The following is a 25,204-nucleotide window of genomic DNA, read 5'->3' on the forward strand; positions in this document are numbered from 1 at the left end:
GCGGAACGTCGGGTGGGGTGCGGTCCGGGGTCTGGTGGCGTCACAGGGTCTGGTGGGGCTGGGCTCCCTGGCCGGCCAGCAGGTCGCGGGCCTCTTCGATGGGCAGTTCCGCGCCGAGATGGACGCCGACGCGCAGCCAGTCGTGGCCGAGCTGCAGGGTCGCCCGCCAGGTGTCCGCGGAGTCGAAGGAGAGCGGGAAGGAGTCGGCGCCCATGGCGCCGCGTACCAGGGCGATGTAGGAGCGCAGCTCCGCGAGGAGGGTGTCGCCGTCCTCCGCCGAGTCCACACCGCGCCGCAGCAGTTCTCCGGCGTACGTCCCGATCGGCCGGGTGACGGGGGGCAGCAGGTCCGTACGGCGTACGAGGTCGGAGTCGGCGGGCAGCGGGTGGACCCCATGGGCGCTGAACAGTCCGCGCAGCACGGCGTGCACGGCGCGGCGCGCGGTGAGTTCGGCGACCCGCCACTGTCCGCGCTGGAGGGCGCCGGTCACATCCTCGACGGCGTTCTCGACGACCACGTTGGACCACACGAGGGCCATGGCGGCGGCGGCGAACCGGTCGGCCGGCAGGGGCATGAGGTCGATGGCGCGGGGTTCGCCGACGGCCGCGCCGCGCACCGACAGGAGCGGCTGTGCGGTGGACGGCGGCGGGGTCACGGGGCCGGGCGGGGCTGCGAGCGGCAGCGCGGGGGTGACGGTGCCGCCGCCCTTCCAGGCGAGGCGAATCAGCCCGTAGCGCAGGAAGGCGGCCAGCAGCGGGCCGGGGTCGGAGACGCCGGTGTCGGCGGCCGTGGCCTGTACGCGGGGCAGCGGTCGGCCGAGGACGAGGGAGCGCCAGACGGCTCCGGCGTCGTCGCCGAGGGCGAACACGTCGCGCCGGCCGCGGATGACGTGGACCCGTTCGCCGGTCTGCCAGGTGGTCACCCCCGCCACGCGTTCGACAGTGAGCCGCTCGGGGCTTCGGGGGACGCCGGCGAGTCCGAGGTCCTCGGCGAAGGCGAGGCAGGCGGTCAGGTGGTCCTCGGCGGCGTCGCCGGGCCGGGGAGCGGCGGTCTCCAGCTCCCAGTAGCGGTCGCGTATGTCGGTCCGGCCGGTCCGGTCCAGTTGCATGGAGAGCCACTTGGGTTCGAGATAGGTCTCGCCCAGTCCGGCCGCCCAGGACTTGACGGCCTGGACGAGTCCGGCGCGGGTCCAGTCGACGGCCTCGTCGCTCTCGCCGAGGCACAGCAGCGCCATGGCGTGCCGCAGGGACTGACGGGCCCGGTGCGCCCACCAGTCGGCGGCGATCCGGCGGAACCGCTCGACGGGCAGCATCGCCTTCACCTCCTCGACCAGGGCGTGGCCGCGCAGCGGGTGGCTGTGCAGCACCCGCTGGCAGCGGTTGAGGAGATCCTCGGAGAGACGGCCTGGCCGTCCGGCTCCTTCCTCCACCGCACGCAACTGGTCGGCGAGTTGACGCACCGACCGGGTGCGGATCTCCACGCGTCGGCCGTCCACGAACAACAGCGACGGCATGGTCGGCAGGTCGTCGTCGGAGCGGCCTACGAGGAGGAAGTCGATGTCGGAGGAGGGGTTGCCGAATCCCTCCGCGATGGAGCCTTCCAGGGTCACGGCCCACTCGGTGCCGTGGGGCAGTTCGGCGAGGGACTTGTCGAGCAGGTCCTGCAGTCTCTCCTCGGTGAGGATCACAGACGTGTCTCCGTTCGGGGGCTCTCCTTGGCGGCGCTCACGCTGTCGCGGGGAGGGTCGGTGAGTACGGTGACCGTCCCCGCGGCGCCGTCGACCCGCAGTCGGGTGCCGGTGCGGATCTCGGTGGTGGCGCCCTTGACCTGCACCACGGTCGGAATGCCCAACTCCCGCGCCACGACGGCCACATGGGTGAGCGGGCTGCCGCGTTCGATGACGAGGGCGGCGGCCGAGGGCAGCGCGGTCACCCATCCCGGGTCGGTGCGGTAGGTGACCAGGATGCCGCCGCCGAAGTCGCCCGGAGTGTCGGTGACCGCCGCGGGCCCTTCGGCGACGCCTGTGCAGCAGGGGACGCCGCGCAGCTCGCGGGCGCCGGTGCGGGCGGCCGGGCCACTGGTCCAGCCGGCCCGCTCCAGGTTGCCCGACCAGTACGGGGCGCCGCGGGTGGTGAAGCGGGACGGGGCGTGCAGCGCGGTGTCGGCGGCGAGTCGCCTGCGCCGCAGTGCGACCAGGTCCCGCAGTTCGGTGTGGGCGATCATGCCCTCGTAGGCACCCCGGATCTCCTCGAGGCGCAGCAGGAACACGTCGTCCCAGGCCTCGATGGCACCGGCACGCTCCAGATCACGGCCGAGGGCGCGCAGCATGCGCTTGGCCGCTCCGAAGGCGCGGGTGCGGCAGAACCTCAGGCGTTCCCGGTCCGCGAGCGCCGCCCTGGCCTTCCCCCGGACCCGCTCGTACAACAGGCGGCGCGGGCCGCGCAGATGCTCGTCGAGATAGGCGTCGGCCTCGCCGCCCCGGTCGGCCGGGCCGCCGCCGGCGGTGTCCGGCAGCGCGTCGCGCAGCAGCGTGAACAGCCCTACCGGGTTCTCGTGCAGGTCGGGGACCTCCAACTTGAGTTCATCGGGGCTGCGGTAGCCGTAGTCGGCGATGTACGCGTCGACGGCGGCCAGGAACCGGGTGTGGCCCGCGTCGCGCAGCGCCCGGTGGGCCTCGGCATCGGGGGTGCGTTCCAACAGGTGCAGGATCTCGGCATCGGCGCGTGCCAGCGCGGCCAACTCGCGCAGTGCCCAGACCGGTTCGGCGGACTCCACGGCGCCGCCGGGTGCCGCCGCGGCCCAGGTGAACCACTCGGGCGCCGCCGGAAGCCATCGGCGGGTGAGGAGGGCCAGCAGTCCCACGGAGAGCAGGATCGTCGCGTCCAGGGTCTGCATCGGGCCCCATTTCTCGATGAGTTCCCGCTGCAGTCGCCGGAATCGGCGGTAGGTCTCGTCACCGGTCAGCGCGTCGTAGTCGACATTGTTGAATACCGCGTACGCCCGATAGAAATCTCGGTGAAACATCTCCACGGATTTCCGGATGGTGAGGAATCTCCCGACGAAGATCAGCGTGCGGGCCGTTCGCGAGAACCGGCCGCGTATCCCGGACCGGGGCGTGAACGGATGGAGCGTGTCGGCGACCTCGTCGGAAATGCTCTCCGCGACACCGAGGGATTTCTCCAGGACGCGCCGGTTGAGCGGGTACAGCGGGGCCAGGCGCACCATGCGGTACCAGTGGAACAGGTTGTAGTAGACCCGTCCGTGGACGTAGCCGAGCAGGTGTGGTGTCCACTCCTGCACCTCGCGCAGTTGCTCGCCGCGGACGCCCAGGGCGCGGGCGTAGCTGTCGTATACCTTCGCGTAGGTGTCGGCGGCGAAGCTGTAGGTGAGCGGGGACACGACGCCGCTGAAGCTCTCGATGATGTTGGAGTTGTCCCAGATCCGCAGGTCTCCGTCGGCCTCCGGCGCCGGGCCCGCGGCCGGGGCGAGGGTGGTGACCGGGCGGCTCTGCAGGATCCACAGGGCGCCCTCGGCGATGGCCCACTCGATGTCCTGGGGAGCACCGTAGTGTGCGGTGACACGGGCACCGGCCTCGTGCAGTCGGGCCAGGTCGGCCGTGGACAGGGACATCGCCGCACGGTCCTCGTCGGGGACGGGCGACACCTGGCAGCCGGGTCCGGATCCGGCGTCGTAGCGCTCCTGCTTGTCGCCGATCACCGTGGTCAGCTGCTCGCCGGAGGTGGCGTCGAGGACGACGGTGTCGGCGTCGACCGCGCCGGAGACCAGCCCCTCCCCCAGCCCGTGGACGGCGCTCACCACGTATCGGTCGGTACGGCCGGTCATCGGGTCGGCGGTGAACAGCACACCGCTGCGCTCGGCGGCCACCATGCGCTGCACGACGACGGCGACGCCACCGGCGTCGGGCGGCAGCCGGCGCTGCGCGCGGTAGCGCAGGGAGCGTTCGGAGAATCCGGAGGCCCAGCAGCGGCGGACGTGGGCGATGACCTCGTCGAGTCCGCGGAGGTTGAGGAAGCTGTCGAACTGGCCGGCGAAGGAGTGCTGTGCGCCGTCCTCCTGAGCGCCGGACGAGCGGACGGCCACCGTGCCGCCGCCGGCCAGCCCGTAGGCCAGTCCGACGGCATCGACGACACGGTCGTCGAGCGGTGCTGCCTCGATCAGGTGGGCGATCTCCGCGGCGACCTGCCGGGCGTCGGACTCCCGGCCGCCCGCGAGGAGCCGCGCCAGGTGTTCGTCCAGTCCGCTGCCGCGGCAGAATTCAGCGAATACGTCCAGCCCGAGGATCGACCAGCGCGGTACTTGAAATCCAGAAATGGTCAGGGTGTGCAGGTTCTTCCCTTTTCCACCGGCCCATTTCGCGGTCATGGATTCGTCGCTGGACGGCGTAAGGATGCGCAGGGACCGGTGTTCGGATCCCGTGGTGGGCGACAACGCGTTTCCCCTCCATGGGTGTTGCTCGGTCTCGACCGAATGTTTCACAGCGGGCACGTCCAAAACACTTCGGCGGGCCACCATGGGCACTTTTCGGTCGTCGTAGCCTTTTCAATTTCCGGTTGCCCGGCGCCACTCACGACGACCGCCGGACCTCGACACGGAACGGGACGATCCGGTCACAGCGGCTCCGCCCGGCTCCGGACGCGGGCCCGCCTCGCGCCGGACGCGGGCCGGATCGCGGCCGGTGGCACCCGTCCGCACCACCGCATATGCCCGCGCCGACGCCGACACCCCTGCGCGGCAAGGAGGTTGCGGCACGGCAGGGGACCGCAGCGGCCACCGGCCGCTCCAAAGCCACACGTTCGGACACGAGGAAGGGTGGACCAAGAAGAAAAGCAACAAATATTGACGCAATCGACCAGCGCGCGTAACTTCCGTCACAGTCGTCAGGCAGCCTGAACTCAGCTGCTCCGAGGGCGAGTTGTAGCTCCATCCTCCACTTGGGAGCACATATGCGCAGAAGAAGATCTGCTCCTCGCGTCTCTCTCCGTCTCCGGCGTCCGGGCCGGTTCCCCGACCGGGCCGGCTGCGTCACGCCCTGCTGTCCGTCGCCGCCGTCCTCGGCCTCCTGGTGACCGTCCTGGGCGGCCTGACCGGTGTCGCCCAGGCGGCGGGATCACAGCCCTGCGACATCTACGCGGCCGCGGGCACCCCGTGCGTCGCCGCCCACAGCACGACCCGTGCGCTGTTCTCGGCGTTCAACGGCCCGCTCTACCAAGTCACCCGCGCCTCCGACGGAGCGACCACCGACGTCGGACCGCTGTCGGCCGGCGGCTATGCGAACGCCGCCGGGCAGGACACCTTCTGCGCGAACAGCACGTGCAGCATCTCCAAGGTGTACGACCAGACGTCCCGCCACAACGACCTGTTCCTCGGCCCGGCGGGCACGGCCGGAATGGGCGCCGACCGAGGCGCGGACGCCAGTGAGCTGTCGGTCACGGCGGGCGGCCACAAGGTGTACGGGATCTGGATCTCTCCCGGCGTCGGCTACCGCTCGCACGGTGCCGCGTCGGGCGTCGCCGTGAACGGACAGCCGGAGGGCGTCTACATGGTCGCCAGCGGCACCCACGTCGGCTCCGCCTGCTGCTTCGACTACGGCAACGCGGAGGCCACACCGGCCGACACCGGTAACGGCCACATGGACGCCGTGTCCATCGCCACCACCTGCTACTTCGCTCCCTGCAGCGGCTCCGGACCCTGGGTCGAAGCCGACCTGGAGAACGGCATGTTCCAGGGCGACAACGGCTCCAACACCGCGAACAAGGGCAACAGCAGCACGTATGTGACGGCCGTCCTCAAGAACAACGGGCAGACCACCTACGCGTTGAAGGGAGGCAACGCGCAATCGGGCGGTCTGACGACCTGGTGGGACGGGGCGCTGCCCTCGCGGGGCGGCTACCGGCCGATGCACCAGGAGGGCGGCATCATCCTGGGCACGGGCGGCGACAACAGCAACTGGAACATGGGGACGTTCTTCGAGGGCGCCATGGTGTCGGGCTATCCGACCGACGCCGCCGAGAACGCCGTACAGGCGAACATCGTCGCGGTCGGCTACTCGGGCCAGACCAACGTCCCGAACGGCCCGCAAGGCACCATCACCGGCCCAGGAGCCCAGTGCGTCGACGTCACCGCTGACGACACCGGTGTGAACGGTGCCGCCGTCGGCCTCTGGAACTGCCAGTCCTATGCCGAGGACCAGCACTGGACACACAACTCCAACGGGTCCCTCGTCACCATCGGACGCTGCCTGGACATCATCGGCAACGGCACCGGCACCCAGGTCGAGCTGTGGGACTGCAACGGGGTGGGAGGCCAGAAGTGGGTGCAGCGCGCCGACGGCTCGCTGTTCAACCCGCAGTCGGGACGCTGTCTGGACTCCCCCGACGGCTCCACGGCCAACGGCACCCGCCTGCGGATCTGGGACTGCAACGGATCCGCCGCCCAGAAGTTCGCCCTGGGCTGACCACACCTCGCCCCGGCCGGACGCGCTGCGTCCGACCGGGGTCACCCATCCCTTGAGACTGTCGGTCATGTCGCCATCTGTGATAGTCGACGTGCATGCCGAAGAAGGGCTCCCCTGCCGCCGACCCCCACGACCACCCGTCCGTGCGGGTACGGCTGTGCCGTGTGCTGCGCGATTCCCCGGTCGGCCGGGGATGGCGGCGGAGCAACGAGATCGAAGTGGGGCAGAGGTCGCTGGGCTTCGCAGCGCTCGGGTTTCTCACGCTGGTACCCCTCCTGATCGTCGTCTCCGCCGCCGATCCGGAGCACGGGCGGGGGTTCGCCCAGTGGCTGGGGGACGGGCTCGGCGTGTCGAGGGACGCCCGGCAGCAGGTCGCGCAGTTGTTCGCGCGACCCGGCCAGGTTTTGCAGACCACGACCGCTTTCGGCCTCGCCGCGCTCGCCGTCTTCGGTCTGAGCTTCGGGGCGGCGGTACAGACCGGCTACGAGAAGGTCTGGGACCTGCCTCCGGCCCGCTGGTACGCGAGATGGCGGCAGGTCCTGTGGCTCGCCGTTCTCATCGGAACCCTCTACGTGACAGCGACGACCACACTGTGGCGCCACTCGGCCGCCGGAACACTGACCGCGGCACTGAGCGCCGTCCTGTTCTTCTGGTGGTCTCAGTGGATGCTGCTCGGCGGACGCGTCGCCTTGAGCGCCCTGTTGCCCGGCGCGGCCCTGACAGCCCTCGGGCTGCTCGGACTTCGAGTCTTCTCCCGTCTCGTCTTCTCACCGCTGATCGCGTCCAGCGCTGTCACCTACGGTCCGTTCGGTACCGTCCTGGTCGTCCAGTCCTGGCTGGTCGGTGTGGGCGTCGTCGTCTTCGACGGCGCACTGCTGGGGCGACTGGTGCACGAGGAACTGCCCACCATGGCCGATACGTTGAAGCAGCGGGTCCGGCGTCGCGGGCGTCGACACCCATGAATCGTGTCTCGTGCGCCGTCAGTCGGCCCGGCTGAGCTCAGGGTCGGGCTGCCGGTCGGGCAGGGGTGTCGGGGACGGCTCCCGGTCCCAGTGCAGAGCGAGAATCGTCACCGGCACGGCTGTCAGCGCCGAGATGACCACCGTCATGACCACGGCCGTCCAGGCGTCCCAGATCCGGCCGGCGCAGAGCGCCGTGACAAACGGCAGGGCCACGACGCCCAGGCACTTCGCCACGCCGAACGGGACCGGGGGAACGACGGGGCGGCCCGTGACGAGGCGGCGTGCCCGCCGGACGCTCCCGAAAGCCGCGACGAAGGCCAGCGCCGCGAGCCAGTCACCGGCCAGGGCGAATCCGACGAAGACGGTGGCGTCCTCGTCCGGCAGCCCGGGAAGCGTCTCGTGGACCCCGTCGTGGCTGACGGACACCCGGACGTTCCGCCAGGCGGTGACCTCCACCTCATCGCCCGCCTCGATGAGCTCCGACAGATCGCCGTGCGAGTCGAGGTCGAGCGCCTGGTCGGCAGGGGCCGGAACCGGCGGCCGCAACCGCACCCGGAAGACCGTCGCCCTGCCGCTCTTGGCGTTCTCGGCGGAGAGGACCGTCCCGCGAATCGTGCGCAGGCAGTTCGCCGTGTCCGGGGCCGCTCCGTCCTTTTCGCAGGGCCGGGCGGCCAGGAACGCCCTCTCCGTGGCGACCCGATCAGGAACGGCGGTGGTCAGACCGAAGGCCACCGCCAGCAAGGCCGATCCGAGCAGAGACCAGGCCGCCGCATGCCGCCACCCTCGGCGCCGACTCCGCGCCGACACCCACTCGTCCACCGTCCGCACCGCCGCTCCCCCGCGTTCTCTTCGCTCCGGGCCAGTCAGCCACACGCCACCGATCGTCGACAGGGTGCGGCTCGGAAACGTAGAGCCCCCGCTGGACTGCCGGTGTCCGGCAACTTCGAGGGCTCCCGCACGGTTCGGCCCGCTTCAGCGGGAGGTGCAGCCCCGTCTCAGCTCAGCCGGAGTTGTAGCCCCATCGAGCCCGGCCGTCCCTGCCCATGAAGCACTTCGCGGGTCGCCCGTCGGCAGTGGTCGCGACGGCGCCCACGGGAGAGCAGTACTGCCCGAACTGGATGCCGGACTGGCTGCCGGTGCCGCCGGTGGTTCCACCCGAGGTCCCGGAGGAGCCGCCAGTGGAACCGCCACCGCTGGTGCCACCGCCTGACGTGCCACCCGATGTGCCACCCGACGTGCCACCTGTCGAGGTGGAGCCGCTCGTGCCCCCGGTGCGCGGCTGCGGTTTCGGCTCGGGTTCGGGCTTCGGCTTGGGTTTGGGCTTGGGCTTGGGCTTGGGCTTCGGAGTGGGCTTCGGGCTGGGCTTGGCGCACGGCTCACCGGGACCGATCAGCCACAGGCCGGGCTGGACGGGCAGCGAGACCTCACGGTCCGGTTCCGGCTCCTGGCGGCACACCCGCCAGTCGTCCACGTCCTGCGATCCGCCGTCCACACGCCGCCCCGTGTAGGCGTGCCAGGCGTTCGGGTGCTCGATGCCGAGGTCACCGAGGACACGTGATGCCTCGTCGAACCTCTCGCCGACGAGGTCCGGCATGACGATCCGCCGCACGTCGAGCAGCCGCGTCGGGCATGCCTCCTTCTCGGGGACCGCGTAGAGCGTCAGCGCACTTGCGGACGGGCGAACCGTCTCGGTGTGGGAGGGCGTCTGGAAGCAGACCCGCCAGCCGGGCGCCGAGGCCGGAACCTGCCGGAAGGACGAGGAGGCGTCGGCCGTCGACACCGTCAGCCAGGACTGGCGTCGTGCGTCCGCGACAGCCGTGGTGAGAGCCGCACCGTTGAAGTCCGGCACGACGACGGAGTGTTCGGCCCCGGCCCGGGCTGGAGTCTCGTGTCCCGCGTTCCAGGCTGCGGAGACCATCGCCGCAGCGACCATGGAGGCGAGGACGGGGCGCCTGCGGACCCATGCCGACAGACGTGCCCTGCCACGAGGGCGCAGGGAGGAACCGGCGGGCAGGAGTTCTCCCGACTCGGCGAGGAGTTCCCCCTTCGGGTCGAGCTGGGAGCCGTGAAGTCTGTACACCTTGCCGTCGACGACGATCACGGCGGCGTTGAGGATGCCGGACTCACGGCGAAGGATGGCCACCGGTTCGGGCACCCGGGTCGCCTTGGGCGACATCAGGCTGCGGACAAGGACGAGTCCGTTCCCGGTGAGCGCGGCGTAGCCCCAGCCGCATTGGTAGAGAGACCGGACGGTTTCGCCGGGTTCGAGCTCCGCGAGCAGCGCCTTCTTGTGGTCGTCGGGCAAGGAGATCCGCTCCCCCGCGACGGCCGCGGCCAGGCGCGGATCTTCGGCGGACAGGCTGGACACCGTCTTCCCCGTCCCCCGCAGAAGCTCGCCGGACGCGTCGATCCGGGATCCCCAGAGGGTGATCGGTCGCCCGTTGACGGACACGTCCACGCGAGACGCGGCCCCGTAGGCGGGGCGCAGAATCACCAGAGGTCTCGTGACCCGCGAGGGCGCCCCTCCGCTCAGGAGAAGGAGCGCGTCGTCGGTGAGCGCGGCGTATCCCAGCCCTTGGTGGTAGAGGGCGAGCACCCTCTCCTCGGACCGGAGCGTACGGAGCAGGGCGTGCGCCTTGCCGAGGGGAAGAGGGACGACCTCACGGTTGGCCACCTCGACGGTGCGCGGGTCGTCACGTAGCAGACGCTGCGCAGCGGTTGGGGACATACGCGGAGAATAGCCGCTGCCGATCTTCGGCAGAAATACTGTCCCACGAACCGATGCACGGCTGTGACCTGCACAGATGATGTCGCCCCCGTGCCAGCTCCACGATCGCGGCACCAATCGCCGGTCCCGCGAGGGGAGTCGGCGCTCCCGGCCGGCCCAGGGTCACGGGAGCGGCACCACCTCCCCCGGCGAAACCCCAGGGATACGAGTGACACATACGACGTGCGTGGTTCCGGTGACCTCCTCCGCGTGCTACACACAGCTGGGTCACAGTCCTGTCCGCCAGCAGGAAGGTTGTCCCATGCCCGAAAACAGCCAGTCCGCGACGAGGCGTCAGATGATCGCCCGGACCGCGGTGTTAGGCGGCTCCCTCGCGTTCGCGGGAAATCTCTCCGAACTGTTCGCGGGCACCGCCGCCGCGCAGAACCTCGGCCACCGTGGCTACGGCCCCCTGGTCCCGGACCCGAGCGGACTGCTCGACCTCCCGAAGGGCTTCCGCTACCGCGTCCTCTCGCGCGAGGGTGACCCGCTCCGCTCCGGCGAGGGCCCGGTGCCCAGCAACCACGACGGCATGGCCGCCTTCGCGGGGCATGCCCGCGACGGCCGCGGACGGGTCCACCTGGTCCGCAATCACGAGAACCGGGTCACCGCGAAGATCCCGGTCCCGACCGTGGAGGGCCTCACGTACGACCCGATGGGCAAGGGCGGTTGTACGTCCCTGGCACTCGACCGGCAGGGGAACGTCCTCTCGGAACGCGTCGCCATCGCCGGCACGGCCGTCAACTGCGCCGGTGGGCCCACACCTTGGGGCACCTGGCTCACCTGCGAGGAGACCGAGGACAAGGCCGGCACCAACGGCTACACCAAGGACCACGGCTTCATCTTCGAGGTCGACCCGGTGGACCCGCACCGCACCGGAGCCGTACCGCTCGCCGCCATGGGCCGCTTCCAGCACGAGGCGATCGCCGTCGACCCGGGGCGGGGAGTGGTGTACGAGACCGAGGACGCCTTCCTCTCGCCCTTCGGCCTCTTCTATCGCTTCCTGCCCAACAGACCGCAAGGCGGGACGGGCTCCCTGCGCGCGGGCGGACAGCTCCAGGCGATGCGCGTCCCCGGCGTCGCGGACCTCTCCTCCGTCCAGGAGACCGGCGCGACCTTCCACGGCATCGAGTGGGTGGACGTCCCTGAGCCACTGGCGGCCCAAACCCCCGTCCGTCTCCAGGACTTCGGCCCGAAGGGCATCACGCACGGGCAGAAGCTGGAGGGTTGCTACTGGGGTGGCAGCTGCGTCTATTTCGTCACGTCCTTCGCCCGCGGCGCCGACGGATCCTCGGCCGACCACTACGGCCAGGTCTGGCGGTACGACCCGTCGGCGCGCCGCCTCACTCTCGTGATCGTCTTCGGCCCTGACACCGACGTCCAGCTGCCCGGCGAGTCTCCCGACAACATCTGTCTCGCCCCCGGTGGCGGCCTCATGGTCTGCGAGGACGGCAACGGCGCGCAGCACGTCTTCGGTGTGACACGGCGTGGAGAGGTCTACGCCCTGGCGCGCGGCGCCCAGAACATCGGCACGCCACAGGCCCCGGAGTGGGGCGAGTTCGCGGGCGTCACCTTCTCCCCGGACGGCGGCACGATGTACGTGAACTGCTATACGCCCGGAACCACGTTCGCGGTGACGGGCCCATGGCGCGGCTAGGTTCCGTCCAAAGAATCGGCAACCGCCCCGCGCCGTGTGCGTGGCGCCCTCGCGGGGCGGGGCTGCGCGGGAAGGGAGTTCAGCCGATGAGCTCCGGCGCGAGCAGGTGATACCGCGCCAGGAGTACGTTGAGCGCGGCGACGATCAGGACCGCGGCCGCGATGGCGAGCAGCGCATGACCCGTACCCCACGGCGTGATGAGTGTGCCGAGGGCGCCGCCCGCGAAGATGCCGACGACGGTCGCGACGAGCCGGACCCGGATCGCCCCCCGTTGCGGCGTCGCGGGAATGGCCCCGGTGAGGCCGTGGATGAGGCGGACCAGGGAGACCTGGACGAGCAGCGTGGGCATGCCGGGAACAGCCGCGCGCAGGGCGGTGTCCGCGCGCAGGCCCATGGCGAAGCCGACCATGGCGATGACCAGGTTGTCCGGGTCGTCGGTGAGTGAGCCGGAACCGTGCCGCCACAGAGCCGTCGCGCCCGCGATGGCCAGGAGTACCCCTTCGACGGCCAGGGCGGCCGCGAACCAGTGACGGTGCCGTGCGACGAGTCCCCTGGTGGCCAGAGCTCCGGCCGCGGCCCCCAGGACGAAGGCGATCAGGGCGATCGCCGGGCGCGCCACCGGCACCTGTCCTTCGCCGGCGACGGCGAAGGACAGGAAGAGCACGTTGCCCGTGGCCAGCGCGGTGAAGACATGCCCCATGGTCAGGAAGCTGACCGCGTCGACCGCGCCCGCCAGGACGGTGAGGGTCGCCATGACGACGGTCCGCTCGTGTTCGCGTCGTTCCGCCGACGGCGGGGGTCCTGATTCTTCACTCATGAGGTCAGTCTCGTGAACGCCGAGTCCCCAGCGGTGGTCTCCGGGCCGACACGCGACGACCGTGCCGCCAATGGACGGTGCGCCGCATCGCGCCGTCGGCATGCTGCCCTGCCCCTGCGTTCGGCCCGAGCTACGACACATGCCCGCGGGACGAGCTACGAGTTGTCCGGCCCACTGTCAGTGCCCACTCCTGGGCTGCTCGCCGGCTGATCGACGAGTTGAGGGGAATGGCATTCGGCATGGGCGGCAACTGCTGGACACACACGGGTCCGTACGAGCGAGACCTGGCGGCCGCGTTCCGCCGGGCACAGGGCAGATGCACGGTCCTGTACACGGACGGTGAGCCGACGCACATGGGCTACTGGGGAGTGACGGCGGACTAGCGTGCCGCGTGGGCGCGGTGTGCGACGGCGGGGAGGTCCGGTCGCCCGGTCCTCCCCGGCACACCGTCAGGTCGCGGTGGCAGCCGCCGCCGCGCGTCCTGCCTGCCGACCGGAGAACAGGCAGCCGCCCAGGAAGGTGCCCTCCAGAGAGCGGTAGCCGTGAACGCCGCCGCCGCCGAAACCGGCGACCTCGCCGGCCGCGTACAGGCCGGGGATCGGGCTGCCGGATGCGTTCAGGACGCGGCCGGAGAGGTCGGTCTGGAGGCCGCCGAGGGTCTTGCGCGTCAGGATGTTGAGCCGTACGGCGATGAGCGGCCCGGCACTGGAATCCAGGATCTTGTGGGCGGGGGCCGTGCGGCTGAGCGAATCCCCGACGTACGCGAGCGCGTTGCGGATCCCCATGACCTGGGCGTCCTTGGTGTACGGGTTGTCCATCTCGCGGTCACGGGCCTCGATCTGCCGCTGGAGATCGGCGCGGTCTATGAGGCCGTCGCCGGTGAGCTTGTTCATTCCGGTGACGAGGTCGGCGAGCGTGGTGGCGACCACGAAGTCGGCGCCGTTCTTCTTGAACTTCTCTATCGGCTCCGGGCTCTGCCAGATGCGGGAGAGCAGTTTCCACACGTCCTTGTTGGTGAGGTCGGGGTTCTGCTCCGAACCGGAGAGCGCGAACTCCTTGGCGAGGATCTTCTGCGTGGTGACGAACCAGGAGTAGTCGTAGCCGGAGTCCGTGATCGACTTGAGGGTGTGCAGGGTGTCGTAGCCCGGGATGTCGGGACTGCCGAAGCGGCGGCCCTTGGCGTCGAACCACATCGACGACGGACCGGGCAGGATGCGGATGCCGTGGCCGGGCCAGATCGGGTCGTAGTTGCGCAGCCCCTCGGTGTAGTGCCACATCCGGTCCGGGTTCACGATCCGTCCGCCGGCCTTCTCGGTGATCGCCAGCATGCGGCCGTCCACGTGCGCGGGCACCCCGGTGATCATGGACTTCGGCGGAGTGCCGAGCCGGGCGGGCCAGTTCTGCCGTACGAGATCATGGTTGGCACCGATGCCCCCGGAGGTGACGACCACGACCGGGGCGCGCAGCTCGAAGTCGCCGATGACGGTCCGGGAGCTGGGCTTTCCGCGGGCCGCGCCACTGGGTTCCAGAACCGCGCCGCGTACGCCCGTGACGACACCGCCGGTCGTCACGATCCCGTCGACACGGTGCCGGAACTTGAAGGTGACCTTGCCCGCGGCCACCGCGGCGCGCACCTTCTTCTCGAACGGCTCGACCACCGCCGGACCGGTGCCCCAGGTGACGTGGAAGCGGGGCACCGAGTTGCCGTGCCCGTCCGCCAGCCCGCCGCCCCGCTCGGCCCAGCCGACGATCGGGAACCACTGCACGCCCAGCCCGGACAGCCACGACCGCTTCTCACCGGCAGCGAAGTCCACATACGACTCGGCCCACTTGTACGCCCAGTGGTCCTGGCCCGACGGGTCACCGACGCCCCGGTCGAAGCCCGCGCTGCCGAGCCAGTCCTGCCAGGCGAGTTCGCGGGAGTCCTTGACACCCATGAGCCGCTGCTCGTCGGAGTCGACGAAGAACAGTCCGCCGAAGGACCAGAACGCCTGACCGCCCAGGCCGGCTTCCGGTTCCTGGTCGAGGAGGAGGACCTTCCGTCCGGCCGCGGCGAGTTCGGCGGTGGCGACCAGTCCGGCGAGCCCGTGGCCGACGACGATCGCGTCCGCGTCCTGGGACTCGGCGCCGAAGGCGGGGAAGGCCTGGGCGGCGAGCGCGGCTCCGGCGATCACCCCGCCGGTGACGGTGAGGGCGCGGCGGCGAGTGATGCCCACGCCCGTCTCCGCGTCGTTCCCGTGACGTGGTGCGGAGTTGTCTCTGGAGTTCTCCATGGCTGCCTTTCGTCAAGAGGTGCCGGAGGAACGGGAGATACGTGCACGGAGTGCCGAGGCGCCATGGTGTTACTGATGGGTTACCGGCAGGTGTTACCGACGGTAGCTCATGAGGTCCGTTTTCCAACAGACCTTGCAATCAAGGGAGTTAGGACCCGTCGAATCGGAAGTCGCCCTGATGCCGGCACGTCTGGCGGACGTACGGCGACGTACGGGACGGAACGGTGCGCCCGTCGGCCCTCGACCCGCTCGGCGCTGCGGGGTGGACGCCGGGACGCGCGATCGATACGCGACGGGACACGGCAGTCGACGGCCGTCGGATTCGCGCTCAACGACACGGTGGCCGAAGCAGGGGCGGAGTGCGGCAAGTTGACGATCAAGTCCTCCGCGACCGGGGGCCGGGCTCGTCACTGCTGATCCGATCACGGCATCCGCAACCGTGGCGGACGGCCGGGTTCACGCGAGGGAGCGGGTGCGAGGCCGACGGTGTCCTGTTGACCGGAGCCGGTCCGGACGGTCCCGAGAGGTGCGGCACCGCACGCCTCAGCGGTCGTTCCGCCGCCGATGGGGCGTGCGGCGCTCCGCGCGCCATCGCGGACGGCCCGGCCCCGCACGGACGGCGGGACGGGGCCGCCTTCGTGCCGCTCCGGGCCGTCCACGCGGGTTGCTCGTGACGATGCGTCAGGCAGGCTGGGCGGCGGCCGCGTCGAGCGCTTCCCGGGCGGCGGCCACAGCCGCTTCCCGGTCCTGCGGCACCAGGCCGATGCGGGTACGCCGGTCCAGGAGGTCGGCTTCGTCCAGGGCACCCTCGTGCAGCACGGCCCACAGCAGGGCCGCGCGCGTGACGGGGTGGCCGGGCACCACGGGCTCGTCCCAGTGGGGGTCCCGGGCGCCGAGCGCGTGGACGGCCGGAGCCTCGGTGCCGTACCGACGGATCAGGTGGCCGGGCGCGGCCAGCGAGCCGAGCCGGTGCGGGGCGGCGGCTCCGACCAGCGGCAGCGAGGCGGTGACCGAGGGGCCGGCGCGGAGGCTGCGGGCCTCGACCGCCGCGTCGACGGCGTCCTGCGCCATGCGCCGATAGGTGGTGAGCTTGCCGCCGACGACGGTGATCACACCTTCGCCGGAGGTGAGGACGGCGTGCCGGCGCGAGATGTCGGAGGTGCGGGCGGTCTCGCCGGACCGCGTCGGCGCCGCGTCCAGCAGGGGGCGCAGTCCCGCGAAGGCCCCGACCACGTCATGGCGCCTCACCGGAGCGTCGAGGGCGGAGCCGAGGACATCGAGCAGGAAGCCGATGTCCGACTCGGGCACCTCCGGCACGTCCGGTATGTCTCCGTCGACGGGCTCGTCGGTCAGGCCGACGTAGACGCGGCCGTCGTCCTGCGGCAGGACCAGCACGAACCGGTTGGTCTCGCCCGGGATCGGGATGTGCAGGCCGGCGGGCAGATGCCCGAACAGATCGCCGCGCAGGACCAGATGGGTTCCGCGCGAGGGTCGGATGCGGATGCCGTCGACCAGGTCGCCGGCCCACACGCCGGACGCGTTGATCACCGCGCGGGCCCTGATCTCGCCCTGTTCCCCGGTGAGTTCGTCGCGGACGCGGGCGCCGGTCCCACCGACCTCCAGGGCCCTGACCCTGGTGAGGACCTTCGCGCCGTGGGCCGCGGCGCTGCGGGCGAGCGCCGTGACGAGCCGGGCGTCGTCGGTCACCCTGCCGTCCCAGGACAGCAGGCCGCCGCGCAGGCCACCGGGGCGCACGGACGGCGCCAGGTGACGGGCCTCCACCGCGGAGAGGCGGCGCGGCGCGGGCAGGGTGGCGCGCGAGGTGCGGGCCGCGAGGCGCAGGGTGTCGCCGGCCCGGAATCCGGCCCAGGCCAGCGAGGCCTGCCCGCGCGACACCAGGGGCGTCAGGGGCAGCACGAAGGGCTGGGCGCGCACCAGGTGAGGAGCGGTGCGGCTCATCAGGACACCGCGCTCGACCGCGCTCTCATGGGCGACGTCGAGTTGCCCGGAGGCCAGGTAGCGCAGCCCTCCGTGGATGAGCTTGGAACTCCAGCGCGAGGTGCCGAAGGCGAGGTCGTGGGCGTCGACGGCGACGACGCTGAGGCCGCGCGCGGCGGCGTCCAGGGCGACCCCGGAGCCGGTGGCGCCCAGTCCGACGACCAGGACGTCCACCACGTCACCGCCCACGGCCTCGGTCAGTTCGCGTCGGCGGCGGGCGGCGGAGAGCGACGATCCGGAGGGCGGGGCGGCCGGTCCGGAAGGACTGCTGGTGTGACTCATGGCGTGAGGGTCCTCTCCAGAAGGGTGCGCAGCTCGTCGAGGAAGGCGGTGCTGGTCAGTTCGGGGTCGTCCTCGTCGGTCATGGTCCGCAGCGACAAGGTGAAGGACTGGACCACGAGCAGCACGGCACGGGCCTGCAGTCCCGTGGGGGCCCGGCGCACCGACCCGTCGGCGTGGCCCTCCGTCAAGGCGTCGCCGAGGAGGCCGAGCAGGGCTTCCTGGCTGGCTCCGCGGCGGTCCAGTACGTAGGGCAGCAGAAGTTCGGGGTCGACGTCGATGATCTTGCGGAAGAGCGGGTGGGCCCGGAAGGCCTCGACCCCGGCGACCAGCCCGTCCACGATCAGGGCGCGCACTTCCCGGTCCGGCTGCCGCTGCGGCATGGCCCGGGTCGCCACGTCGACCCACTCACGGGTCATCAGATCGCCGACCAGCGAGCGCACATCGGGCCAGCGCCGGTAGAGCGTCATCCGCGAGACGCCGGCGCGACGGGCCACGTCGGTCAGGGTGGTGCGCCGGACTCCGACCGCCAGCACGCAGTCGCGCACGGCGTCGAGGACGGGATCGCTGTCCGAGTGGTTGTGACGAATAGGCGTCATGTGTAACAGTGTAACGCCCTGTGCGGCCGTGCGGGAGACGGCGCGTCACCAACCGACCGATGAGGACAACGTTCATGGACATGCTGTGGAGTGGCTGGGGCGACCCCGCCAAGGCGGCACCGCTGCCCGACTCGGTGACCGGACTGCTGCGGGATCTGCTCGGCGTCAAACCGCGGGACACCGGCACACACGCGCTTGAGGAGATCTCCGTCCCCGAGCCGCCGCCCGCCGCCGCCCTGCGCGCGCTGGCGGACGCCGTCGGCGGAGAGACCCATGTGCACACCGACGCGGAGAGCCGGATCAGGCACACCCGCGGAAAGTCCACGCCCGACCTGCTGAAGATCCGCGCGGGCGACGCCGGGGACGCCCCCGCCGCCGTCGTCCTGCCCGCCACCCACGACGAGGTGCTCGCCGTGCTGCGCGCTTGCGCCGGGCACGGCCTCGCCGTCGTCCCCTTCGGTGGCGGCACCTCCGTCGTCGGCGGGCTCGCCCCCGAGCGGAACGCCTTCGTCGCCCTCGATCTGCGCCGTATGAACGGCCTGATCGACATCGACCCCGTCTCCCGCACCGCCACACTCCAGCCGGGCCTGCGCGCCCCCGACGCGGAGGCGCTGCTCGCCGAACACGGGTTCACCCTCGGACACTTCCCCCAGTCCTACGAGTGGGCCACCATCGGCGGATTCGCCGCCGCCCGCTCCAGCGGACAGGCCTCGGCGGGATACGGCCGCTTCGACGAGATGGTCCTCGGACTCACCGTCGCCACCCCGGAGGGCACCCTGGACATGGGCCGCGCGCCCCGATCGGCGGCCGGACCCGACCTGCGGCAACTGATCCTCGGATCCGAGGGCGCCTTCGGGGTCATCACCGCCGTCACCCTGCGGATCAGGCCGCTGCCGCAGACCCGTGTCTACGAAGGGTGGCGCTTCGCCTCCTTCGAGGAGGGCGCCACCGCGCTGCGCCGGCTCGCCCAGGACGGACCGCGCCCCACGGTGCTGCGGCTGTCCGACGAGACCGAGACGTTCATCGGTCTCGCCCAGCCCGACGCCATCGGTTCGGACGAGGTACCGACGAACGCCGGATGCACCGCGATCGCCGGGTACGAGGGGACCGAGGAGGACACGGCCCATCGCCGCGAACGGGCCGCCGAGGTCCTGCGCGCCGCCGGAGGCACCTACCTGGGGGCCGAGCCCGGCGAACGCTGGGCGCACGGCCGCTACTCGGCGCCCTATCTCCGGGATTCCCTGCTCGACGCCGGTGCCTTCGCCGAGACTCTGGAGACCGCCACCTTCTGGTCGCGCGTTCCCGGGCTCTACGCCGCCGTGCGCACCGCACTGACCGAGACGCTCGCCGCGGCGGGAACCCCGCCCCTGGTCATGTGCCACATCTCGCACGTCTACGAGAACGGCGCCTCGCTCTACTTCACCGTGGTCTCCGCCCAGGGCGAGGACGCCGTGGCCCACTGGGCACCGGCCAAGCAGGCCGCCAACGAGGCAGTCCTGAGCGCGGGAGGAACGATCAGCCACCACCACGGAGTGGGAACGGACCACCGCGACTCGTACGTCCAGGAGGCCGGGCCGCTGGGCATCGAAGCCCTGCGCGCGGTCAAGCGGCGGCTGGACCCCGACGGCCTGCTCAACCCCGGGATCCTGCTGCCCGTGGACTGACTCCCCCACGAACGGCGTCCGGCGGCCGTGAGGCCGCCGGACCGTCAACAGGCTCCGGTTCCACAGCCGTTGCGCACCTCAGGCTCCGCCCCTCCCCCGTCCCGTCCCACCCGTCACCGCCCCGGAGGCACACCGATGCGACAGTTCACCGCCGTCGTCAATCCCACCGCGGGTGGCTCCACCGGGGCGGCGGCGCTGCTCCAGGTCGCCCGCCTGCTGCGGGAGGCCGGAGCCGGACTGGACACCGAGTACAGCCGCAGCCTCGCCCACGCCCAGGAACTCGCACTCCGCGCCGGGGAACAGGGCCGGGTCGTGCTCGCCGTCGGCGGTGACGGGATCGCCGGGGGCATCGGCGGTGCCCTCAGCGGGACGGACACCGTCCTCGGCCTGGTACCGGCGGGCCGCGGCAACGACTTCGCCCGGGCGCTCCGACTGCCCACCGCGGCCGAGGACCTCGCCCGCGTCCTGCTCCACAACGAGCCGCGACGCGTCGACACCATCGAGGTGGAATCGGCGGTGCACCCCCGCAGCGTGGTTCTGGGCAGCGTGTACGCGGGAGTCGACGCGCTCGCCAACCAGCACGCCAACCAGGCCCGCGTGCTCCGCGGTGCCGCCTCCTACTACGCCGGCGGGCTGCGCGCTGTCACCGGCTGGCGCCCGGCGTCGTACCGCGTCACCGTCGACGGCCACGAACACCGCCACCGCGGCTACACCGTCGTGGCCGCCAACTCGGCCTACTACGGCTCCGGGCGCATCATCGCGCCCGCCGCCCGCATAGACGACGGGCTGCTGGACATCGTCATGATCCGGGAGGCCCCGCGTCGTCTGTTCTTCACCCTGATGAACGAGCTCAAGACCGGCGCCCACACCGAGCGGCCCGAAGTGGTGATCCTGCGGGGCCGGGAGATCCGCATCGAGGCGGACCGACCCGTGCCCTACGGCGCCGACGGGGAGGTCGAGGCCACCCTCCCCGTCACCGCACGGGTGCGGCCGGGCGATCTGGCCATGCTGTTCTGACCGCCACTGCCGCGGTGCGTCATCCCGCGGTGGTGGCTCCGCTCGCGCTCCCCGCCAGCCACTGGTCCCAACTGAGGTTGAACGCGGCGTAGCCGTTGTCGGGCGAGGCCTTCGCCCGCGGGGAGCCCGTGATGGTCACCGGGTCGCCCTGCTTGACCTGGCCGTAGAACCACTTGGCGTCGGACAGCGACAGGTGGACGCAGCCGTGCGAGCCCCGGGCACTGCCACTGCCGGGGTTCGGGTCACCCGTCGAGTAGTGGACGTAGGTTCCGGACTGGGTCAGGTGGACGTCCCAGGGGAGCGTCAGGTCGTAGTAGTTCGGTGCGCCCTTGGTGCAGCTGATGCCGACACTGCACGAGGTCATGTGGACCTTCTCCTGCTTGTCGATCACCGCCATCGTGCCGTTCCACGTGGGGTACTCGGAGCTGCCCGCGTTGATCGACAGGGTGCGCACCGGCTGACCGTTCTTCTTGACCTTCAGGGTGTGCCCGGTGACGGACACGTCCGCCCGGACATCGTCGCCCACGGTGAAGTCGTGCGTGTAGGTACGCACGCCGTAGCGGCCGTTGCCGTTGGCGACGCCCTTCATGTCGGCGACGACCTTCACCTTCGTACCGGAAGCCCAGTACTCCTTGGGGCGCCAGTCGGCGCGCCGGTCCCCGAACCAGTGCCAAGCGCCCGTCGTCGGCTGGGACGCCGTCACCTTCATGTGCTTCTCGACGCCGGCCCGGGCCTTCTCGGCCACCGGATTGGTGAAGATCACCGAGATCGGCATCGCGACGCCGACCTTGGCGCCGGTCTGCGGAGTGATCGTCTCCAGCAGCATCGGCGGCCCCGCGGGTTTCGAGGGGGACGGCTTCGCGCTCGCCGTCGCCTTCGCCTTCCCGGACGCGCCCTTTCCGTCGTCGGAACCCGCCTTCGGTGTCCCCCCACCGCAGGCGCTGGTGCCCGCCAGCACCGCGGCCATGACGAGTGCCATCGATATACCGCTACGTCGCTTCACATCTACCCCGGCTCACAATCGTGCCTGCCTCACTGCTCTGTTGGACTACGGGAGTTCGTCCACGGTTGCGGGTGCCGCGTAAAGCGTGATTCAAAACCCGGCACGAGGTGTCATCGGCCGCGCAGGTCCACGAAGACGCGAGTCCCGTCAGACGGGAGAGGCGCCGCCCGGACGGCCTGGGCGCCCGACGCATGCCGGGCGCCCCGGCCTCTCCCTCGTACTGCGCGATCTCCTCGACTTCGCCGGCGACGAGTTCCATCTCGCCGACGCCACCGCGTTCCAGGGGCGGCCCTTCGGCGCCGCCCTGCTGGGTCATGCCACCTCGTGCGTGGCCGGGCTGCTCACCGCGGAGGGACGTACGGTGCTCAATCCGTGCCCCCGGACCGTCATCATCGAGCCGGACAGCCGCCTGATCGTCGTCACCCGCGACGAGACCTCCGCGGGCGCCGAGGACTGTCGTCACCTCGTCGACCCGTCGGCCCGCACCGCCGCCGCGGCGCCCGCCGGGGACGCCGTCCGACGGCTCCTGCTCGGCTGGAACCGGCGGGCGCCCCTGGTCATCGGTCAGTTACGGGACACCGATCGCCCCGGTTCGTTCTCTGCGGAGGGCAGCAGCATCAGCCTGCGTCCGGCCGGACGCCACGTCCGCGTGGGCGCGACGGCGACCTTCGCGACGTGGTGGCGGCGGCACGCGACCGCGGCGAATACGCGATCGGCTACCGCCGTCGCGACCGGTGGTCGTCCTCCCCCGACCACGGTGTCCGCCTCAACCCGCACAAGGGTGAGCGCCGCGAGTGGAGCGCGGAGGATCAAGTGGTCGTCGTGGCAACCGAATCCGTCCGCCCGGACAGCAACGTCGGCCGTCCGCACGATGATGCCGACAGGTCCGCGTCCAACTCCCGTACCGCACAGACCATATGACGCCTCCGAGTAGGATGATCAAATACTCGGCCTGCCGCGTTTCCGTGGTGCGATGGGAGCAGCCATGACGATCGACCCGCAGTCGTTTCCACCGCTCGACACCAGCAAGGCGCATCCCGCGCGGGTCTACGACTGGCTGCTGGGCGGCAAGGACAACTATCCGGTCGACGAAGCGGTGGGAGAGCGGCTGCCGCCCGAGGCGAAGGACGCGGCGCGGCAGAATCGTGCGTTCATGCACCGGGCGTCCGCGTGGCTCGCGGAGCAGGGCGTCGACCAGTTCCTGGACATCGGCACCGGGATTCCCACCAAGCCCAACCTCCACCAGATCGTCCAGAACATCGCGCCGGCGGCGAAGGTCGTCTACACCGACAACGACCCGATCGTGCTGCGTCACGCCGAGGCGCTGCTGGTCAGCCGGTCCGAGGGGGTCACCGACTACATCCAGGCGGATGTACGACGGCCGCAGGACATCGTCCAACACGCCCGGCACATCCTGGACTTCACCCGCCCGATAGCCCTGTCGCTGATAGCGCTGATGCATTTCATCCCCGACGAGCAGGACGCCCACGGCATCGTCCGCAATCTGGTCGACACGCTGCCCTCGGGCAGCTATCTGGTGTTGTCGCACGCCGCCTCCGACCTGTATCCGGAACTCGCCGCACAGGTCACCGCCCAGTACGCCAAGGGCGGCATCCAACTCGGCTTCCGCACCCGGGCGGAGGTGCGGCGCTTCTTCGACGGTCTCGATCTCGTGACGCCCGGCCTGGTGACGGCGCCGGAGTGGTTCACGTCGACCGAGGCGCCGACAGCGGAAGGAAGTGGCATCTACGCCGGAGTGGCCCGGGTTCTCTGAGCCGGCTCGACCTGGCGGGGCCTGGCACAGCGGGCGCGGACCGTCACCGCGGATCCCGGACGCTCTCACCGCTGAGGCGGTGAGCGCCTGCGGCTCAGGTGACCGCGGGCCAGGAGCGCAGCAGCTCCGCGATCTTCGCGGCGGTGCAGGCGGGGTCGCGGAGCAGGTCGCGGAGCGCGACGGCGTCGTCCCGGGTGGGTTTCACCGGGATGCCCGAGGCCTCCAGGTACATCACGCCCGTGGCCGCCGCGACAGCCATGTTGGAGCGCTCCAGCCATCGACACCGGCCGAGGACATGCACCAAGGCGGCCGCGCGGGCATAGGCGCCGTCGTACACCGGCTGCTCGAGCAGTTGTGCCTTGTGGCAGGCGACCGCGGCCACCGGCACCCCGTAGTCGTCGGGGGCCGGGTCCCCCGCCCCGGCGATCTCGGCGACCTGCAGGATCCAGGGGACGTCGATGTACAGGTCCATTACGCTGCGTGCGCCTCCGTGGCGGCCTGCCCGCGGTCTTCGACCTCGGCCTCGTCGAAAACGTCCTGGTGCTCGTCGAGGAAGCGGCGGGCGGCGTCCAGGCCCCGGGCACGCAGGCCGTCGGCGTCCTCCAGGACCAGCTGGGACAGATACTCGCCGACACTCTGCCCACGGTCCTTGGCCCTGGCCTTGGCAAGCTCCAGGACGTCTTCGTCGATCCTCGCGCCTACTTGTGTCCTCGCCATAGCAGCATGGTAACAGCCGTTACCACCGCTCCGGAGTGCTCGCTCCCCCACTGCGCTGCCGCACCCGACGGCAGGCCCTGGACGAGCTCCACGCAGGTGACGTCACCAGGCCTCGGCGCAGGCGACGGCCACCGACAATCGCGTCCATGCGGGTGGCGTATGGGCCAGCGGCGAGCCCCCGAGGGCATGACCGGCGTTGTGCAAAGTACCTGCTCACGATTACCAGAGAGGACGTCCCATGCGTCGAACCATGCTGTTGTCTGTCTGCGCACTCGTCGCCGCCGCGGCCACCGGATTCTTCACCACCAGCGCCATCCGCAACCGCTGATCCCTGGACGCCCTCCGCATTCGACGTCGATGCGATCGGACAGCCTCACGGGTGGGGCAGCCGCGAAAGCCGTCTCACCCGGGACCGGCATCAGGTGATGGCCTCTTCCCTGAGCCGCGTCCCGCCCGGCAGGCCCGCACTCGGCCGGGCAGACCCCCACCCCGGCCGACGCCGAGCGCTCCAGAGACCGACCGCGACGGAGGCCGCAGGGAGAAGCCGGAGGGCGTCCGCTCAGGAGGGCGCGCCCGGGTCGTAGGTCCCGTACCGAGGCAGCCCCGTCGGCTCGTACACCTGGGCGGCGACTCCGTTCGGTGTCGTCTCACTGCTCAGCAGGCGCAGCCCGGCCGGGACGCCGTTGTCGGGGAACAGCCGCCGGCCACTGCCCACGACCACCGGCGCGATCATCAGCCGTACCTCGTCGACGAGCCCGGCGGCCAGCAGCGACGCTCCAAGGCGGGCACTGCCGTGGATCTGCAGCTCCCGTCCGGGCTGCCGCTTCACCTCCGCGACTTGAGCCGGCACGTCACCGGAGAGGATCGTGGTCGGCTCCCAGCCGGCCTCGGTCAGACTGCTCGAGGCCACGTACTTCGGCAATCCGTTGAGCTTGCCGGCGACGGGATCGTCCGGGTCGTTCATCTGCGGCCAGTCGCGCGCGAAGTTGACGTAGGTGCGGCGCCCGAACAGGAACGCGTCCGCGTCGCCGATCCAGCCCGTGACGATCCGCATGAACGCGTCGTCCAGGTGCGGCACGAGCCAGCCTCCCCGCGTGAAGCCGTCGCTGGTGTCCTCTTCCGGGGACCCGGGACCCTGCGCCACACCGTCGAGCGACAGGAACTCCTGCAGAACCAACTTCACCGCGCTCCGCCCTTCGCCG

The 25,204-nt window shown here is 71.2% G+C and carries 20 protein-coding genes; 8 read left to right on the forward strand and 12 right to left on the reverse strand.

Features of this window, described 5'->3' with window-relative positions; genetic code table 11:
* Window positions 1–40: 40 nt before the first annotated feature.
* Window positions 41–1,687: a hypothetical protein gene (locus tag ACWD68_RS02680; RefSeq protein ID WP_451804639.1), complete on the reverse strand. Its 1,647-nt coding sequence runs from the start codon at window positions 1,685–1,687 to the stop codon at window positions 41–43.
* Window positions 1,684–4,449: a phosphoenolpyruvate synthase gene (locus ACWD68_RS02685; RefSeq protein WP_451804640.1), complete on the reverse strand. Its 2,766-nt coding sequence runs from the start codon at window positions 4,447–4,449 to the stop codon at window positions 1,684–1,686. Before ACWD68_RS02685 ends, ACWD68_RS02680 begins: the two co-directional genes overlap by 4 nt.
* Window positions 4,450–5,083: 634 nt before the next feature.
* Between ACWD68_RS02685 and ACWD68_RS02690 the strand changes: the two genes are divergently transcribed.
* Window positions 5,084–6,475 carry an arabinofuranosidase catalytic domain-containing protein gene (locus tag ACWD68_RS02690; RefSeq protein ID WP_451804641.1) on the forward strand — a complete coding sequence of 464 codons (1,392 nt, stop codon included), beginning with the start codon at window positions 5,084–5,086 and terminating at the stop codon, window positions 6,473–6,475.
* A gap of 95 nt (window positions 6,476–6,570) precedes the next feature.
* Window positions 6,571–7,437 carry a ribonuclease BN gene (locus tag ACWD68_RS02695; protein ID WP_451804642.1) on the forward strand — a complete coding sequence of 289 codons (867 nt, stop codon included), beginning with the start codon at window positions 6,571–6,573 and terminating at the stop codon, window positions 7,435–7,437.
* Window positions 7,438–7,455: 18 nt separating this feature from the next.
* Here the strand turns inward: ACWD68_RS02695 and ACWD68_RS02700 are convergent, their stop codons facing one another.
* Both ACWD68_RS02700 and ACWD68_RS02705 read right to left on the reverse strand, forming a co-directional pair.
* On the reverse strand, window positions 7,456–8,178 hold the full coding sequence (locus ACWD68_RS02700; protein WP_451804643.1) for a hypothetical protein: 723 nt from the start codon (window positions 8,176–8,178) through the stop codon (window positions 7,456–7,458).
* Between the two features lie 259 nt (window positions 8,179–8,437).
* Window positions 8,438–10,165 carry a PASTA domain-containing protein gene (locus tag ACWD68_RS02705; RefSeq protein ID WP_451804644.1) on the reverse strand — a complete coding sequence of 576 codons (1,728 nt, stop codon included), beginning with the start codon at window positions 10,163–10,165 and terminating at the stop codon, window positions 8,438–8,440.
* A 301-nt stretch (window positions 10,166–10,466) separates the two neighbouring features.
* Between ACWD68_RS02705 and ACWD68_RS02710 the strand changes: the two genes are divergently transcribed.
* Window positions 10,467–11,861, forward strand: coding sequence for an alkaline phosphatase PhoX (locus tag ACWD68_RS02710; protein WP_451804645.1), 1,395 nt, complete (start codon window positions 10,467–10,469; stop codon window positions 11,859–11,861).
* 79 nt (window positions 11,862–11,940) lie between these two features.
* On the opposite strand, the gene ACWD68_RS02715 is transcribed toward ACWD68_RS02710, so the two are convergent.
* Window positions 11,941–12,678: a YoaK family protein gene (locus ACWD68_RS02715; RefSeq protein WP_451804646.1), complete on the reverse strand. Its 738-nt coding sequence runs from the start codon at window positions 12,676–12,678 to the stop codon at window positions 11,941–11,943.
* Between the two features lie 227 nt (window positions 12,679–12,905).
* On the opposite strand from ACWD68_RS02715, the gene ACWD68_RS02720 reads away from it, so the two are divergent.
* A complete protein-coding gene (locus tag ACWD68_RS02720; protein ID WP_451804647.1) occupies window positions 12,906–13,061 on the forward strand; it encodes a hypothetical protein in 156 nt (51 codons plus the stop codon).
* 66 nt (window positions 13,062–13,127) lie between these two features.
* Here the strand turns inward: ACWD68_RS02720 and ACWD68_RS02725 are convergent, their stop codons facing one another.
* From ACWD68_RS02725 to ACWD68_RS02735, 3 genes are all read right to left on the reverse strand, one after another.
* The gene (locus ACWD68_RS02725; RefSeq protein WP_451804648.1) at window positions 13,128–14,951 is read right to left on the reverse strand and encodes an FAD-binding dehydrogenase; all 1,824 of its coding nucleotides are present in this window, start codon (window positions 14,949–14,951) and stop codon (window positions 13,128–13,130) included.
* A gap of 681 nt (window positions 14,952–15,632) precedes the next feature.
* Window positions 15,633–17,231: a glycerol-3-phosphate dehydrogenase/oxidase gene (locus ACWD68_RS02730; RefSeq protein WP_451804649.1), complete on the reverse strand. Its 1,599-nt coding sequence runs from the start codon at window positions 17,229–17,231 to the stop codon at window positions 15,633–15,635.
* Window positions 17,228–17,827 carry a TetR/AcrR family transcriptional regulator gene (locus ACWD68_RS02735; RefSeq protein ID WP_451804650.1) on the reverse strand — a complete coding sequence of 200 codons (600 nt, stop codon included), beginning with the start codon at window positions 17,825–17,827 and terminating at the stop codon, window positions 17,228–17,230. The genes ACWD68_RS02730 and ACWD68_RS02735 overlap by 4 nt, the downstream gene beginning before the upstream one ends.
* 74 nt (window positions 17,828–17,901) lie before the next feature.
* On the opposite strand from ACWD68_RS02735, the gene ACWD68_RS02740 reads away from it, so the two are divergent.
* Together ACWD68_RS02740 and ACWD68_RS02745 are read left to right on the forward strand one after the other, a co-directional pair.
* Entirely contained in the window at window positions 17,902–19,491 is a 1,590-nt protein-coding gene (locus ACWD68_RS02740; RefSeq protein WP_451804682.1) for an FAD-binding oxidoreductase, read from the forward strand.
* A 135-nt stretch (window positions 19,492–19,626) separates the two neighbouring features.
* On the forward strand, window positions 19,627–20,508 hold the full coding sequence (locus ACWD68_RS02745; protein WP_451804651.1) for a YegS/Rv2252/BmrU family lipid kinase: 882 nt from the start codon (window positions 19,627–19,629) through the stop codon (window positions 20,506–20,508).
* Between the two features lie 19 nt (window positions 20,509–20,527).
* Here the strand turns inward: ACWD68_RS02745 and ACWD68_RS02750 are convergent, their stop codons facing one another.
* On the reverse strand, window positions 20,528–21,487 hold the full coding sequence (locus tag ACWD68_RS02750) for a L,D-transpeptidase (protein WP_451804652.1): 960 nt from the start codon (window positions 21,485–21,487) through the stop codon (window positions 20,528–20,530).
* 109 nt (window positions 21,488–21,596) lie between these two features.
* Between ACWD68_RS02750 and ACWD68_RS02755 the strand changes: the two genes are divergently transcribed.
* Complete coding sequence (locus tag ACWD68_RS02755) at window positions 21,597–22,445, forward strand: CASTOR/POLLUX-related putative ion channel (protein ID WP_451804653.1); 849 nt, start codon at window positions 21,597–21,599, stop codon at window positions 22,443–22,445.
* 51 nt (window positions 22,446–22,496) lie between these two features.
* Complete coding sequence (locus ACWD68_RS02760) at window positions 22,497–23,285, forward strand: SAM-dependent methyltransferase (protein ID WP_451804654.1); 789 nt, start codon at window positions 22,497–22,499, stop codon at window positions 23,283–23,285.
* Window positions 23,286–23,379: 94 nt separating this feature from the next.
* On the opposite strand, the gene ACWD68_RS02765 is transcribed toward ACWD68_RS02760, so the two are convergent.
* The 3 genes from ACWD68_RS02765 to ACWD68_RS02775 all read right to left on the reverse strand — a co-directional run bounded on the left by ACWD68_RS02765 (window position 23,380) and on the right by ACWD68_RS02775 (window position 25,185).
* Window positions 23,380–23,757 carry a fic family toxin-antitoxin system, toxin component gene (locus ACWD68_RS02765; RefSeq protein WP_451804655.1) on the reverse strand — a complete coding sequence of 126 codons (378 nt, stop codon included), beginning with the start codon at window positions 23,755–23,757 and terminating at the stop codon, window positions 23,380–23,382.
* Window positions 23,757–24,002: a hypothetical protein gene (locus ACWD68_RS02770; protein ID WP_451804656.1), complete on the reverse strand. Its 246-nt coding sequence runs from the start codon at window positions 24,000–24,002 to the stop codon at window positions 23,757–23,759. Before ACWD68_RS02770 ends, ACWD68_RS02765 begins: the two co-directional genes overlap by 1 nt.
* A gap of 559 nt (window positions 24,003–24,561) precedes the next feature.
* Window positions 24,562–25,185, reverse strand: coding sequence for a dihydrofolate reductase family protein (locus tag ACWD68_RS02775; protein ID WP_451804657.1), 624 nt, complete (start codon window positions 25,183–25,185; stop codon window positions 24,562–24,564).
* Between the last annotated feature and the right edge of the window lie 19 nt (window positions 25,186–25,204).

This window comes from Streptomyces sp. NPDC005141 (assembly GCF_053599975.1).

Excerpts from the sequence above, each read along its gene's own strand:
- ACWD68_RS02720 (WP_451804647.1), top strand. The coding sequence starts at position 12,906 with ATGGCATTCGGCATGGGCGGCAACTGCTGGACACACACGGGTCCGTAC.
- ACWD68_RS02695 (WP_451804642.1), top strand. The coding sequence starts at position 6,571 with ATGCCGAAGAAGGGCTCCCCTGCCGCCGACCCCCACGACCACCCGTCC.
- ACWD68_RS02760 (WP_451804654.1), top strand. The coding sequence starts at position 22,497 with ATGACGATCGACCCGCAGTCGTTTCCACCGCTCGACACCAGCAAGGCG.
- ACWD68_RS02730 (WP_451804649.1), bottom strand. The coding sequence starts at position 17,231 with ATGAGTCACACCAGCAGTCCTTCCGGACCGGCCGCCCCGCCCTCCGGA.
- ACWD68_RS02725 (WP_451804648.1), bottom strand. The coding sequence starts at position 14,951 with ATGGAGAACTCCAGAGACAACTCCGCACCACGTCACGGGAACGACGCG.
- ACWD68_RS02715 (WP_451804646.1), bottom strand. The coding sequence starts at position 12,678 with ATGAGTGAAGAATCAGGACCCCCGCCGTCGGCGGAACGACGCGAACAC.
- ACWD68_RS02705 (WP_451804644.1), bottom strand. The coding sequence starts at position 10,165 with ATGTCCCCAACCGCTGCGCAGCGTCTGCTACGTGACGACCCGCGCACC.
- ACWD68_RS02745 (WP_451804651.1), top strand. The coding sequence starts at position 19,627 with ATGCGACAGTTCACCGCCGTCGTCAATCCCACCGCGGGTGGCTCCACC.
- ACWD68_RS02765 (WP_451804655.1), bottom strand. The coding sequence starts at position 23,757 with ATGGACCTGTACATCGACGTCCCCTGGATCCTGCAGGTCGCCGAGATC.
- ACWD68_RS02735 (WP_451804650.1), bottom strand. The coding sequence starts at position 17,827 with ATGACGCCTATTCGTCACAACCACTCGGACAGCGATCCCGTCCTCGAC.
- ACWD68_RS02750 (WP_451804652.1), bottom strand. The coding sequence starts at position 21,487 with ATGGCACTCGTCATGGCCGCGGTGCTGGCGGGCACCAGCGCCTGCGGT.
- ACWD68_RS02710 (WP_451804645.1), top strand. The coding sequence starts at position 10,467 with ATGCCCGAAAACAGCCAGTCCGCGACGAGGCGTCAGATGATCGCCCGG.
- ACWD68_RS02740 (WP_451804682.1), top strand. The coding sequence starts at position 17,902 with ATGGACATGCTGTGGAGTGGCTGGGGCGACCCCGCCAAGGCGGCACCG.
- ACWD68_RS02770 (WP_451804656.1), bottom strand. The coding sequence starts at position 24,002 with ATGGCGAGGACACAAGTAGGCGCGAGGATCGACGAAGACGTCCTGGAG.